We start from the raw sequence: 13137 nt of genomic DNA, 5'->3' as shown, positions 1-13137 counted from the left end.
CGTCGTCATCCGTGTCGAGGTCCGAAAAAGAGCAGGTGAAACCTGCTGTGCGGCCCAAGACTAGCGCCGGTTTTTCGCCTGCGCTGCTCCAGGAACAAAGGGAAATACTTTGGACATAAAGGCCATCATTCAACGCTATCGCTTGAGCGCTATACCTAGGGCTGCACCCACATCCACGGAGGGATGACACATGCAGCAACGAGGCTTCACCCTGATCGAACTGCTGCTCGGACTGATCGTGAGTGGCATCCTGGCCAACCTGGCAGTGCCCAGCTTCAAGAGCCTGTTGGAATCACAGCAGCGATACAGTGCGGCGCAATCCTTGGCCGGCGGGCTACGCTACGCACGCGCCGAGGCCGTCGCACGCAACCGCCCGGTGGTCATTCACGCATTGGAAGATGATTGGAGCCTGGGTTGGCGGGTAATCGTGGATGTCAGCGGACGCGGCCACTTGGACGAGAACAACCCGGTGCTGCTGGAGCGCCAAGACAGTGGGCGGGGTCCGATCGTGGGCAATGGACCGCTCAAGAGCCAGGTTCGCTTCAGCGGCCTGGGCGAGCCGATATTTTCAGGCGGCGGATTCCGTGCCGGCACGGTGCATGTCTGCGCCAGGGAGCAGGCGCAGAGCCTGCATCAGATCGTGCTGGCGCCCAGCGGGCGGATCAGCCTGCGCAGCGACAGTGCCGAGCAGGCGCTGTGCCGGAATCAATCCGGCAGCCGGGCACTCAGAGCAATGAGCGAACCCGCAGTTCCTTGGGCATGGAGAACGTGATGTTCTCCTCGCGACCGGCCAGTTCATCAGCACCCGTCGCCCCCCAGGCGTGCAGTTGCTGGATAACACCGCGCACCAGCACTTCGGGGGCCGAAGCGCCTGCCGTGATGCCGATACGCTCGACCCCATCGAACCAGCTACGCTGCATGTCTTCAGCGCCGTCGATCAGGTACGCAGGCGTTGCCATGCGCTCAGCCAACTCACGCAGGCGGTTGGAGTTGGAGCTGTTGGGGCTGCCGACAACCAGGACCACATCGCATTCATCGGCCAGTTGCTTGACCGCGTCCTGTCGGTTCTGGGTGGCGTAGCAGATATCGTCCTTGCGCGGCCCGCCGATGGCCGGGAAGCGACTGCGCAGCGCGTCGATCACGCGGCTGGTGTCGTCCATGGACAGGGTGGTCTGGGTCACGAATGCCAGGCGCTCGGGGTTCTGCACCTGCAGGTTGGCGACGTCTTTTTCGTCTTCCACCAAGTAAATGGCGCCGCCATTGCTGGCGTCGTACTGGCCCATGGTGCCTTCGACTTCCGGGTGGCCGGCGTGGCCGATCAGGATGCACTCGCGACCGTCACGGCTGTAGCGTGCGACCTCGATATGGACCTTGGTGACCAGTGGGCAGGTGGCATCGAAGACTTTCAGGCCACGGCCTGCCGCTTCGGTACGCACTGCCTGGGACACACCGTGGGCGCTGAAAATGACGATAACGTCATCCGGCACTTGGTCCAGCTCTTCGACAAAGATGGCGCCGCGGGCGCGCAGGTCTTCGACCACGAATTTATTGTGGACGACTTCATGGCGCACATAAATCGGCGGCCCGAAGACTTCCAGGGCGCGGTTGACGATTTCAATCGCCCGGTCCACGCCAGCGCAGAAGCCACGGGGGTTGGCGAGTTTGATTTGCATGCTGTGCCTCGTGTCTTGCAGCCGTTTTGGGTCAGGCGTGACGCTAACCCAACTGACAATGAAGATCAAAGGTGGGAGGGGGCTTACCCCCGATGGCCGTGGGTCAGTCACAGATGTACTGACTGACACTCAGCTATCGAGGGCAAGCCCCCTCCCACATTTTCTGAACTGCGTCGTTGATCAGATCGCTTTAACGTCGATGATTTCAACGTCGAACGTCAAGGTTTTACCGGCCAACGGGTGGTTGAAGTCGATGGTCACTTGCGCGTCATCGAAGGTTTTCACCACACCGGGCAGCTCGGTATTCGCCGCATCGTTGAAGATCACCAGCAGGCCTTCCGACAAGTCCATGTCCTGGAACTGCGAACGCGGGATGATCTGCACGTTTTGCGGGTTGGGCTGGCCAAAGGCGTTTTCCGGCAGGATCTGCAAGGTGCGCTTGTCGCCCGCCTTGAAGCCGAACAGGGCCGCTTCGAAACCCGGCAGCAGGTTGCCATCACCGACCTTGAAGGTCGCCGGGGCTTTGTCGAACGTGCTGTCGACCGTGTCGCCATTCTCCAGGCGCAATGCAAAATGCAAAGTGACTTCCGTGTTCTGGCCGATACGTTGCTCAGCCAATACCTGATCAGTCATTGACGGTCTCTCCGGTTTTCTTGCTTTTGAACATATCCAACGCCAGCATGATTGCACCGACGGTGATGGCGCTGTCGGCAAAGTTGAACGCCGGGAAGTAATGGCGGTTCTGCCAATGCACCAGAATGAAGTCGATCACATGGCCCAAGGCAATGCGGTCGTACAGGTTGCCCAGCGCGCCGCCCAGCACCAGTGCCAGGGCAACGGCCAGCCAAGTGTCATCGCGACCAAGGCGCTTGAGCCATACCACCAGCACCGCACTGACCACCAAGGCGATCACAGCAAACAACCAGCGCTGCCAGCCACCGCCGTCAGCCAAAAAGCTGAAAGCGGCGCCGGTGTTGTAGGCCAGGGTCCAGCTGAAGTAATCCGGGATCACCACGATTTGCTGGAACATCTCCAGGGAACCCTCGAAATGAGCCTTGCTGACCTGGTCGATGACCAGGACCAGCACGCTCAGTACGAGCAAGCCCAAACGTCCGAAACGGCTGGAAGCGTTAGGCATAGTGGCGAACCTCACCAGCACCCGAGATGTTGTCGACACAACGACCACAGATTTCCGGATGCTCAGGGTTCACGCCGACATCTTCGCGGCAGTGCCAGCAACGGGCGCACTTAGGGAAGGCCGACTTGACCACTTTGAGCTTGAGGCCCGGCACTTCGGTTGCCACCGCGTCCGCCGGGGCCTGGGCAAAGGGTGCCAGGCTCGCGGTGGAGGTGATCAGCACGAAGCGCAGCTCGTTGCTCAGCTTGGCCAGGTCGGCAGTCAGGCCTTCCTCGGCGAACAGGGTGACTTCGGCTTGCAGGTTGCCACCGACGGCCTTGGCCGCACGCTGTACTTCCAGCTCCTTGTTCACCGCGACTTTGACGGCCATCACGCCTTCCCAGTACTCGCGGCCCAGCTCGAAGTCGGCCGGCAGTTCGGTCAGGCCTTCGTACCAGGTGTTGAGCATCACCGACTCGTTACGCTCGCCCGGCAGGTATTCCCACAGTTCGTCGGCGGTGAAGGCCAGGATCGGCGCGATCCAGCGCACCAGCGCTTCAGAGATGTGGTACAGCGCGGTCTGCGCCGAACGGCGCGCCTTGCTGTTGGCGCCGGTGGTGTACTGGCGGTCCTTGATGATGTCGAGGTAGAAACCACCCAGCTCCTGCACGCAGAAGTTGTGGATCTTCGAGTACACGTTCCAGAAACGGTATTCGCCGTAGTTTTCCTGCAACTCACGCTGCAGCAACAGGGTACGGTCCACGGCCCAACGGTCCAGGGCGAGCATGTCCTCGGCCGGCAGGATGTCGGTGGCCGGGTTGAAACCGGTCAGGTTCGACAGCAGGAAGCGTGCGGTATTACGGATACGACGGTAGGCATCGGCGCTACGAGCCAGGATCTGGTCGGACACGGCGATTTCGCCCGAGTAATCGGTCGAGGCGACCCACAGACGCATGATGTCGGCGCCCAGGGTGTCGTTGATCTTTTTCGGCTCGATCACGTTCTTCAGCGACTTGGACATCTTGCGGCCCGTCTCGTCGACGGTGAAGCCGTGGGTCAGCAGTTCGCGGTACGGCGCGTGGTTGTCGATGGCGCAACCGGTCAGCAGCGACGAGTGGAACCAGCCACGGTGTTGGTCGGAGCCTTCCAGGTACAGGTCGGCACGCGGGCCGGTTTCGTGACCCATCGGGTGCGAGCCGCGCAGCACGTGCCAATGAGTGGTACCCGAGTCGAACCATACGTCGAGGGTGTCGCTGATCTTGTCGTACTGCGGCGCTTCATCGCCCAGCAGCTCGGCAGCGTCCATTTTGAACCAGGCTTCGATACCTTCCAGTTCAACGCGCTGGGCCACTTCTTCCATCAGCTCAACGGTACGTGGATGCAACTCGCCGCTTTCCTTGTTCAGGAAGAACGGGATCGGCACGCCCCAGTTACGCTGGCGGGAGATGCACCAGTCCGGACGGTTGGCGATCATCGAGTGCAGGCGCGCCTGGCCCCAGGCCGGGACAAACTGGGTGTCTTCGATGGCCTTGAGCGAGCGTACACGCAGGGTGTCGCCACTGGTCGGTTCTTTGTCCATGCCGATAAACCACTGCGCGGTGGCGCGATAGATCAGCGGGGTCTTGTGACGCCAGCAGTGCATGTAGCTGTGCTTGATGGTTTCGGTGTGCAACAGCGAACCGACTTCCGACAACTTGTCGATGATCGAATCATTGGCCTTGAAGATGAATTGGCCACCGAAGAACTCCAGCGACGGTGCGTACACACCATTGCTCTGCACCGGGTTCAGGATGTCATCGTTGACCATGCCGTAGGCTTTGCAGGTCACGAAGTCGTCCACGCCATAAGCTGGCGCGGAGTGAACGATACCGGTGCCGGCGCCCAGTTCAACGTAGTCCGCCAGGTACACCGGCGACAGACGTTCATAGAACGGGTGACGGAAGTTGATCAGTTCCAGCGCGGAGCCGGTGGTGGTCGCAATCACCGAACCTTGCAGTTCGTAGCGAGCCAGGCAGGCCTCGACCATTTCCTCGGCCAGCACCAGCAGGCGATCACCGACGTCCACCAGGGCGTAGGTGAATTCCGGGTGCACGTTCAGCGCTTGGTTGGCCGGGATGGTCCACGGGGTGGTGGTCCAGATCACGATGGCCGCCGGCTTGCTCAGGGTTGCCAGGCCAAAGGCCTCGGCCAGCTTGGCGTCGTCGGCGACCGGGAAGGCCACGTCGATGGTCGAGGACTTCTTGTCTTCGTACTCGACTTCCGCTTCGGCCAGGGCCGAACCGCAGTCGAAGCACCAGTTCACGGGCTTTAGGCCCTTGAACACAAAACCGCCTTTGACGATTTCGGCCAAGGCACGGATTTCACCGGCCTCGTTCTTGAAGTTCATGGTCTTGTAGGGGTTATCCCACTCGCCCAACACGCCGAGGCGGATGAATTCGGACTTCTGCCCTTCGATCTGCTCAGTGGCGTAGGCGCGGCACAGCTCGCGGGTTTTATCCGCACCCAGGTTCTTGCCGTAGGTCACTTCGACTTTGTGTTCGATCGGCAGGCCGTGGCAGTCCCAACCCGGAACATACGGCGCGTCGAAGCCCGACAGGGTCTTCGAGCGCAGGATCATGTCCTTGAGAATCTTGTTCAGCGCATGACCGATGTGAATCGTGCCGTTGGCATAAGGAGGGCCGTCGTGCAGGACGAATTTCGGACGATCCTTGCCAATCTCGCGCAACTTTCCGTACAGGCCAATACTGTCCCAGCGCTGCAGGATCTGCGGTTCGCGCTGTGGCAGGCCGGCCTTCATTGGGAAGGCGGTGTCCGGAAGGTTTAGCGTGGCTTTATAGTCGGTCATTTAAGGCTCTTCGGTTAGCGATGGGCGCTAGGTGCGGCTAGTGCACGGGCGGCGGCGACATCCGCATTGATCGCCGTTTTCAACGCCTCAAGGGAGGCGAAACGCTGCTCTTCACGCAGCTTCTGGTGGAAAACCACCGTCAAACGCCGGTCATACAGATCACCGGCAAAATCCAACAGATGCACTTCCAGGTGGGCCTTGCCATCACCTGCAACCGTGGGCCTGACGCCTATATTGGCGACTCCCGGCCACGATTGGCCGTCGATGTCGACGCTCACCAGGTAAACCCCGGTCAGCGGCACACGGCGGCGCTTGAGTTGCACGTTGGCGGTTGGCGTGCCCAATTGGCGCGCCAGCTTCTGGCCGTGCAGGACCCGTCCGGCAATGCGGAACGGGCGGCCGAGCAACCGCTCGGCCAAAGCGAAGTCGGCAGCGGCCAGGGCGTTACGCACCTGGGTACTGCTCACGCGCAGGCCGTCCAGTTCGACGGTTTGCGCGGCTTCGACGGTAAACCCCTGGTTGACGCCGGCATGCTGCAGGAAATCGAAATCCCCGACGCGGTCACAACCAAAGCGGAAGTCGTCACCGACCTCCAAATGCTGCACACCCAGGCCATCGACGAGGATGCGGTCGACGAACTCGGCAGCGCTCAGGCTTTGCAAACGCTGGTTAAAAGCCAGGCAGAGAACGCGGTCTACACCCTCTTCAGCCAGCAGTTGCAGCTTGTCTCTGAGACGTGCGAGCCGGGCCGGCGCTGTCTCGGGCGTGAAGTATTCCCGCGGCTGCGGTTCGAAAATCACCACGCAGCTGGGCACGCCCAACTCGACCGCACGCTCGCGCAGCCTGGCCAGGATAGCCTGGTGGCCACGGTGAACACCGTCAAAGTTGCCAATAGTGGCGACGCAGCCCCGATGCTCGGGGCGCAGGTTGTGGAGACCTCGAACCAGCTGCATAACGCGCTTCTTGCTCATAAAGTGGTCGATTATAACCACACCCGGCCTCGGACGACAGGCAACAGCACAGGCCAAATGGATCGAATCGATAAAACAACGGTTTTATCGCGGCAAACTCTCTAGCTCAGTGACTTGCGATTGAAATCGCGCAGGCGGAAGCCTTGCAGCAGCAACATCCCGAAGTACACCACCACACCGGCGACTACCAGCACGCCAAGGCGCAGGAAGCGCTCCAGCATATGGCCTTCGTCCCAGGCGGGCATGAAATGCATCAGGCCAAGCAACACTGCCGACATCGCGCCCACCGCCACCAACAGCTTGAGGGCGAACATCCCCCAGCCTGGCTGAGGCTGGAACATTTGCTGTTTGCGCAGTTGGTAGAACAACAGCCCGGCGTTGATGCACGCACCGGCACTGATGGCCAGGGCCAGGCCGGCGTGGGCCAAAGGACCGATAAACACCAGGTTGAGCAGTTGCGTGACGATCAGCGTGAAAATCGCGATTTTGACCGGCGTACGGATGTTTTGCTGGGCATAAAAGCCGGGGGCCAGTACTTTGATCACGATAATGCCGAGCAGACCGACGGAATAAGCGACCAGCGCGTGCTGCGTCATCAAGGCGTCATGGGCATCGAACTGGCCGTATTGGAACAGCGACACGGTCAACGGCTCGGCCAGGATCCCGAGCGCCAGCGCACACGGCAGCACCAGTACAAAACATAGGCGCAGGCCCCAATCGAGGATGCGTGAGTATTCCTGGCGGTCTTTGCTGGCATAGGTGCGCGCCAGGGTCGGCAGCAGGATCGTGCCCAGTGCCACGCCAAGCACGCCGGACGGCAACTCCATCAGGCGATCGGCGTAGTACATCCACGACACCGAGCCGGACACCAGCAGCGAAGCGAACGCCGTGTTAATGATCAGCGAAATCTGGCTGACCGACACGCCGAGGATCGCCGGCAGCATATTGCGCATGACACGCCACACGCCGGTGTCTTTGAGGTTCAGGCGCGGCAGTACAAGCATGCCGATCTTTTTTAGATGTGGCAGTTGGTAGAGCAATTGCGCCAGGCCGCCAGCCAGTACGGCCCAGCCCAGCGCCATTACCGGCGGATCGAAATACGGCGTCAGGAACAGCGCGAAGATGATCATGCTGACGTTCAGCAGCGTCGGCACAAACGCCGGCACCGAGAAACGGTTCCAGGTATTGAGGATCGCCCCGGCCAGGGATGACAGAGAGATCAGCAATATATAAGGAAAGGTCACACGCAGCAGATCAGTGGTCAGTGCGAATTTTTCCGGCGTATTGGCAAAACCGGGGGCCGTGGCCCAGATCACCCAGGGCGCGGCGAGCATGCCAAGGACGGTCACCAGCATCAGCACCAGGGTCAGCAGGCCCGAGACGTAGGCAATAAACGTGCGGGTCGCCTCCTCGCCCTGCTGGGTCTTGTATTCGGCCAGGATCGGCACGAATGCCTGGGAAAACGCGCCTTCGGCGAAGATCCGCCGCAGCAGGTTGGGCAATTTAAATGCAATAAAGAAGGCATCCGTGGCCATGCTGGCGCCAAAAATGCGCGCCAGCAGGGTGTCACGCACAAACCCCAAAACCCGGGAGATCATCGTGATAGAGCTGACGGCAGCCAACGATTTGAGCAGATTCATTGAAAGAGTTTGCGCCTATAGATAAAGAGCAGGCGAACTAAGCGCCTACTTATGCGATACTGCGCGCCTGCAACAGCACAGAGCCAAAGCTCGCGAGTTTACAGGTCAAGCGCCGGAAATAAATCACCCGCCTCTTCAGATCGACCACTCAGCAGTTCGCATCAGCCGCTCTTGACAACCCATCAAGTCATCGGCATGATTCGCGGCCTATTTTGTTTGCTATTTCCTAAAAAGTCTTTCGAGGAGCTCGACGGTGGCCAACACACCTTCCGCCAAAAAACGTGCAAAACAGGCTGAGAAGCGTCGCAGCCACAACGCCAGCCTGCGTTCCATGGTTCGTACCTACATCAAGAATGTAGTTAAAGCCATCGACACCAAAGACGCTGAAAAAGCCCAAGCTGCTTACGTTCTGGCAGTGCCGGTTATCGACCGTATGGCCGATAAAGGCATCATCCACAAGAACAAGGCCGCTCGCCATAAGAGCCGCCTGAATGGCCACATCAAGGCTCTGAGCGTTCCTGCTGCAGCCTAAGTGGTAACAACTGCCGCGCAGCCCAGGTTGTGCAACAGTTAAGAAATGCCCCGTACCGAAAGGTCCGGGGCATTTTTGTTTGTGCCTGAAAATACCCCCCTTCCTGGATCGGCGGCTTTTTTGTGGTGAGCGGGCTTGCCCCGCGCTGGGCTGCGCAGCAGTCCCAATACATTCAACGCGTTCCTCCAGACAGAACCCAATCTCAGGTTTTAGGGCCGCTTCGCGCCCCAGCGCGGGGCAAGCCCGCTCACCACAAAAAGCCCGCTCACCACTGGAAATCAGTCAACCAAAAAACACAGGCAAAAAAAAACGCCCCGAACCAGTCGGGGCGTTTTTGTTACCTATTGATCAAACCGCGATCAATGGTGATGACCGCCTTCGCCGTGCACGTGGCCGTGAGCCACTTCTTCTTGGGAAGCGTCGCGGATGGCAACGATCTTCACTTGGAAGTTCAGGCGCTGGCCAGCCAGCGGGTGGTTGCCGTCAACGGTCACGTCATCGCCGTCCAGGTCACGGATGGTGACGATCTGCATTTGGCCGTCCGGCGCGGAGGCGTGGAACTGCATGCCGACTTCCAGCTCGTCAACGCCTTCAAACATGCTGCGGCTCAGGGTGCTGACCAGTTCGGCCGAGTACTCGCCATAGGCATCTTCAGGTTCTACGGCCACAGTCAGCTCATCACCCACTTGTTTGCCTTCCAGCGCCTTCTCCAGGCCTGGGATGATGTTACCTGCGCCTTGCAGGTAGACCAGCGGCGCGCCGCCGGCGGAGCTGTCGATGACCTCACCAGCGTCGTTGGTCAGGGTATAGTCGATGGAGACAGCCTTGTTAGCGGCGATCGTCATGGGGCGAGACCTTTTGCATAAGAATGAAGAACGGACAAGTCTAAACAAGGATTTGCCCGAAAGCGAACAGAACCCGGACGGACGGGACCGATCAATGGCCTCCTTCATCCTCGGATTCCGCCAGGACGCCGACCAGCACTGGGTCGCCGAGCTGTCCTGCGGCCACACCCAGCATCTACGCCACCAGCCACCCTGGCAGGCACGCGCCTGGGTGCTCGACCCCGTGCAACGCCTTGAAAAAATAGGCCAGCCCTTTGCCTGCGGCTGGTGTGCGCAAGCGCGCGAATAACGATAACCTTGGCGCCTGATTCCCGGTAGATGTTCAAACATAGAACCTCACCGAAGCCATGCACCTTCAGAGAATTCGCATGCAGACTTTTTTTATCGCGCCCACCGATTTTGGTGTGGGTCTGACCTCCATCAGCCTTGGGCTGGTGCGCACCCTTGAACGGGCCGGGCTGAAAGTCGGCTTTTTCAAGCCGATTGCCCAGCCGCATCCCGGCGATACCGGCCCTGAGCGTTCCACCGAACTGGTGGCGCGCACCCACGGCCTCAAGCCGCCTCAGCCCCTGGGCCTGGCCCACGTAGAGCGCATGCTCGGCGACGGCCAACTCGACGAACTGCTCGAAGAAATCATCACGCTGTACCAGCAAGCCGCGGTGGGCAAGGACGTGCTGATCGTCGAAGGCATGGTGCCCACGCGCAACGCCAGCTATGCGGCGCGGGTCAACCTGCACCTGGCCAAGAGCCTGGATGCGGAAGTGATCCTGGTGTCCGCCCCGGAAAACGAAGTGCTCACAGAACTGTCCGGCCGCGTGGAATTGCAGGCGCAACTGTTCGGCGGCCCAAAGGATCCGAAAGTACTCGGTGTGATTCTTAACAAGGTGCGCACCGAAGAAAGCATGGAAGCCTTCTCGGCACGCCTCAAAGAGCATTCGCCGCTGTTGCGCAGCGGCGACTTCCGCCTGCTCGGCTGCATTCCCTACCAGCCGGAACTCAATGCACCGCGCACCCGCGATGTGGCTGACCTGATGGGCGCCCAGATTCTCAACGCCGGCGACTACGAAACCCGGCGCATGACCAAAATCATCATCTGCGCCCGCACCATGCGTAATACCGTGGAATTGCTCAAGCCTGGCGTGCTGGTGGTGACGCCCGGCGACCGCGACGACATCATCCTCGCCGTCAGCCTGGCCGCGATCAACGGCGTGCCCCTGGCCGGCTTGCTACTGACCAGCGACACCCTGCCCGACCCGCGCATCATGGACCTGTGTCGCGGCGCGTTCCAGGCCGGGCTGCCGGTGCTGTCGGTGAGCACCGGCTCCTACGACACCGCCAACCAGCTCAACAGCCTCAACAAAGAAATCCCGATTGATGACCGCGAGCGCGCGGAGATCATCACTGACTTCGTCGCCAGCCACCTCGATGCCCGCTGGCTACACCAACGCTGCGGCACGCCACGGGAAATGCGCCTGTCACCGGCGGTGTTCCGTTACCAGCTGATCCAACGCGCCCAGGCGGCCAACAAGCGCATCGTATTGCCCGAAGGCAGCGAGCCGCTGACCGTGCAAGCCGCCGCCATCTGCCAGGCGCGGGGCATTGCCCGTTGCGTGCTGCTGGCCAAGCCTGCGGACGTGGAAGCGGTCGCCCGCGCCCAGGGTATCGAACTGCCCGAAGGCCTGGAGATCCTCGACCCGGACCTGATTCGCCAGCGTTACGTCGAGCCGATGGTCGCCTTGCGCAAGAGCAAGAGCCTCAACGCGCCGATGGCCGAGCAGCAATTGGAAGACACCGTGGTGATTGCCACCATGATGCTCGCACTGGATGAAGTGGATGGCCTGGTCTCCGGCGTCATTCACTCCACCGCCAACACCATCCGCCCTGCCCTGCAGTTGATCAAGACCGCTCCCGGCTGCACGCTGGTATCGTCGGTGTTCTTCATGCTGTTCCCCGAGCAGGTACTGGTGTACGGCGATTGCGTGATGAACCCACACCCGAGCGCCGCCGAACTGGCGGAAATCGCCCTGCAAAGCGCCGACTCGGCGGCCGCGTTCGGCATCACTCCGCGCGTGGCGATGATCAGCTACTCCAGCGGCGATTCGGCCAGCGGCGAGGAAGTGGAAAAAGTCCGCGAAGCCACCCTGCTCGCCCACGAACAACAAAGCTCGCTGCTGATCGACGGCCCGCTGCAATACGACGCCGCCGCCAACGAGACGGTCGCCCGGCAACTGGCGCCCAACAGCCTGGTGGCGGGCAAGGCCACGGTGTTTGTGTTCCCCGACCTGAACACTGGCAACACCACCCACAAGGCCGTGCAGCGCAGCGCCGATTGCGTGAGCCTGGGGCCAATGCTCCAGGGCCTACGCAAACCGGTCAACGACCTGCCGCGTGGCGCCCAGGTGGATGACATCGTGTACACCATCGCACTGACTGCGATCCAAGCCGCCAACCGACCTATGGATATCTAAATGCTGGATTTTCTACCTGCCGCCGTGCGCGGGGTGATTGCTTCGCTGTTGCTGGCGCTGAATACGATCCTGCTCTGTTCGTTCCTGTTTATCGTGGCGCTGTTCAAGGCGCTGCCGTTCGCCAAGCGCTTCAGCGAATGGCTGATGAACCACACCCATGAGGCGTGGGTGACCAACAACAAGGGCTGGATGAACCTGGTACGCCGCACCCGCTGGCACCTGACCGGGCTTGAAGGACTGGACTATCAGCATTCGTACCTGGTGACCAGCAACCACCAGAGCTGGGTCGACATCATGGTGCTGCAATACGTGCTGAACCGCCGGATTCGCCCGTTGAAGTTTTTCCTCAAGCAGGAGCTGATCTGGGTGCCGGTGATTGGCCTGGCGTGGTGGGCGCTGGGCTTCCCTTTTATGAAGCGCTATACCAAGGCTTACCTGGAAAAGCACCCGGAGAAGAAAGGCAAAGACCTGGAAACTACCCGCAAGACCTGTGCGAAGTTTCGCGACAACCCTGTGGGTATCTTCAACTTTGCTGAAGGCACCCGGTTTACACCGGGCAAACACGCCCAACAGAATTCGCCGTTTCGCTACCTGCTCAAGCCTAAGGCTGGCGGTATCGCGTTTGTGCTGGATGCCATGGGTGAGCAATTGAAGTCACTGGTGAACGTGACCATCCACTACCCGGCCGGGCGTCCAGGGTATTGGGATTTGCTGTGTGGCAATGTGAAGGACGTGGTGGTGCAGTTCGAAGAGGTGCAGATTCCGGCCGAGTTTATCGGCAAGAATTATGAGCAGGATGGGGAGTATCGGTTGGCGTTCCAGGGCTGGATCAATCGGTTGTGGGAAGACAAGGATCAGTTGCTGGAGAAACTGCACACAGAATTCCCAGGCAAACGATGATCACCCTGTGGGAGGGCGCTTGCTCACGATGGCGGCGTGTCAGCCAGTACAGCTGTTACTGATACACCGCTATCGGCAGCAAGCCCCCTCCCACACTTGACCGAGCCCGATCTCTAGACTGTAAAAAGCCCGCCACCGATCAATCG

At 60.5% G+C, this 13137-nt stretch carries 12 protein-coding genes; 5 read left to right on the top strand and 7 right to left on the bottom strand.

Annotated elements, in window-relative coordinates:
- The first annotated feature begins 190 nt into the window (after positions 1-190).
- A complete protein-coding gene (locus ACI512_RS07275; RefSeq protein ID WP_231809454.1) occupies positions 191-772 on the top strand; it encodes a GspH/FimT family pseudopilin in 582 nt (193 codons plus the stop codon).
- Here ACI512_RS07275 and ispH read toward each other — a convergent pair.
- The 6 genes from ispH to murJ all read right to left on the bottom strand — a co-directional run bounded on the left by ispH (position 726) and on the right by murJ (position 8246).
- A complete protein-coding gene (gene ispH / locus ACI512_RS07270) occupies positions 726-1673 on the bottom strand; it encodes a 4-hydroxy-3-methylbut-2-enyl diphosphate reductase (protein ID WP_012722142.1) in 948 nt (315 codons plus the stop codon). The two genes, ACI512_RS07275 and ispH, sit on opposite strands and share 47 nt — an antisense overlap.
- A 180-nt stretch (positions 1674-1853) precedes the next feature.
- Positions 1854-2291, bottom strand: coding sequence for an FKBP-type peptidyl-prolyl cis-trans isomerase (gene fkpB / locus ACI512_RS07265; protein WP_173390393.1), 438 nt, complete (start codon positions 2289-2291; stop codon positions 1854-1856).
- Between the two features lie 7 nt (positions 2292-2298).
- The gene (gene lspA, locus ACI512_RS07260) at positions 2299-2811 is read right to left on the bottom strand and encodes a signal peptidase II (protein ID WP_012722140.1); all 513 of its coding nucleotides are present in this window, start codon (positions 2809-2811) and stop codon (positions 2299-2301) included.
- Positions 2804-5635 carry an isoleucine--tRNA ligase gene (gene ileS, locus ACI512_RS07255; protein ID WP_236379148.1) on the bottom strand — a complete coding sequence of 944 codons (2832 nt, stop codon included), beginning with the start codon at positions 5633-5635 and terminating at the stop codon, positions 2804-2806. The genes lspA and ileS overlap by 8 nt, the downstream gene beginning before the upstream one ends.
- 14 nt (positions 5636-5649) lie before the next feature.
- Positions 5650-6588 carry a bifunctional riboflavin kinase/FAD synthetase gene (gene ribF, locus ACI512_RS07250; protein WP_010213269.1) on the bottom strand — a complete coding sequence of 313 codons (939 nt, stop codon included), beginning with the start codon at positions 6586-6588 and terminating at the stop codon, positions 5650-5652.
- 119 nt (positions 6589-6707) lie between these two features.
- Positions 6708-8246, bottom strand: a complete 1539-nt coding sequence (gene murJ, locus ACI512_RS07245) for a murein biosynthesis integral membrane protein MurJ (RefSeq protein WP_012722138.1) — start codon at positions 8244-8246, stop codon at positions 6708-6710.
- Positions 8247-8499: 253 nt separating this feature from the next.
- Here murJ and rpsT point away from each other — a divergent pair, with 253 nt between their 5' ends.
- Complete coding sequence (rpsT, locus tag ACI512_RS07240) at positions 8500-8778, top strand: 30S ribosomal protein S20 (protein ID WP_003188401.1); 279 nt, start codon at positions 8500-8502, stop codon at positions 8776-8778.
- 359 nt (positions 8779-9137) lie between these two features.
- Here the strand turns inward: rpsT and ACI512_RS07235 are convergent, their stop codons facing one another.
- The gene (locus tag ACI512_RS07235) at positions 9138-9623 is read right to left on the bottom strand and encodes a peptidylprolyl isomerase (protein ID WP_012722137.1); all 486 of its coding nucleotides are present in this window, start codon (positions 9621-9623) and stop codon (positions 9138-9140) included.
- Between ACI512_RS07235 and ACI512_RS07230 the strand changes: the two genes are divergently transcribed.
- The 3 genes from ACI512_RS07230 to ACI512_RS07220 all read left to right on the top strand — a co-directional run bounded on the left by ACI512_RS07230 (position 9622) and on the right by ACI512_RS07220 (position 12991).
- Complete coding sequence (locus tag ACI512_RS07230; protein ID WP_405121885.1) at positions 9622-9912, top strand: DUF3565 domain-containing protein; 291 nt, start codon at positions 9622-9624, stop codon at positions 9910-9912. The genes ACI512_RS07235 and ACI512_RS07230 overlap by 2 nt on opposite strands.
- A gap of 79 nt (positions 9913-9991) precedes the next feature.
- Positions 9992-12091, top strand: a complete 2100-nt coding sequence (pta, locus tag ACI512_RS07225) for a phosphate acetyltransferase (RefSeq protein ID WP_012722135.1) — start codon at positions 9992-9994, stop codon at positions 12089-12091.
- Positions 12092-12991 carry an acyltransferase gene (locus ACI512_RS07220; protein ID WP_064054714.1) on the top strand — a complete coding sequence of 300 codons (900 nt, stop codon included), beginning with the start codon at positions 12092-12094 and terminating at the stop codon, positions 12989-12991.
- The last annotated feature ends 146 nt before the right edge of the window (positions 12992-13137 follow it).

This window comes from Pseudomonas petroselini, assembly GCF_045037875.1.
Classification (GTDB): domain Bacteria; phylum Pseudomonadota; class Gammaproteobacteria; order Pseudomonadales; family Pseudomonadaceae; genus Aquipseudomonas; species Aquipseudomonas petroselini.
The sequence above is the reverse complement of the archived record's forward strand: the minus strand, read 5'-3'. Positions and strand labels throughout refer to the sequence as shown.

Excerpts from the sequence above, each read along its gene's own strand:
- ACI512_RS07275 (WP_231809454.1), top strand. The coding sequence starts at position 191 with ATGCAGCAACGAGGCTTCACCCTGATCGAACTGCTGCTCGGACTGATC.
- ispH (WP_012722142.1), bottom strand. The coding sequence starts at position 1,673 with ATGCAAATCAAACTCGCCAACCCCCGTGGCTTCTGCGCTGGCGTGGAC.
- lspA (WP_012722140.1), bottom strand. The coding sequence starts at position 2,811 with ATGCCTAACGCTTCCAGCCGTTTCGGACGTTTGGGCTTGCTCGTACTG.
- ileS (WP_236379148.1), bottom strand. The coding sequence starts at position 5,635 with ATGACCGACTATAAAGCCACGCTAAACCTTCCGGACACCGCCTTCCCA.
- ribF (WP_010213269.1), bottom strand. The coding sequence starts at position 6,588 with ATGCAGCTGGTTCGAGGTCTCCACAACCTGCGCCCCGAGCATCGGGGC.
- murJ (WP_012722138.1), bottom strand. The coding sequence starts at position 8,246 with ATGAATCTGCTCAAATCGTTGGCTGCCGTCAGCTCTATCACGATGATC.
- ACI512_RS07230 (WP_405121885.1), top strand. The coding sequence starts at position 9,622 with ATGGGGCGAGACCTTTTGCATAAGAATGAAGAACGGACAAGTCTAAAC.
- ACI512_RS07235 (WP_012722137.1), bottom strand. The coding sequence starts at position 9,623 with ATGACGATCGCCGCTAACAAGGCTGTCTCCATCGACTATACCCTGACC.
- pta (WP_012722135.1), top strand. The coding sequence starts at position 9,992 with ATGCAGACTTTTTTTATCGCGCCCACCGATTTTGGTGTGGGTCTGACC.
- ACI512_RS07220 (WP_064054714.1), top strand. The coding sequence starts at position 12,092 with ATGCTGGATTTTCTACCTGCCGCCGTGCGCGGGGTGATTGCTTCGCTG.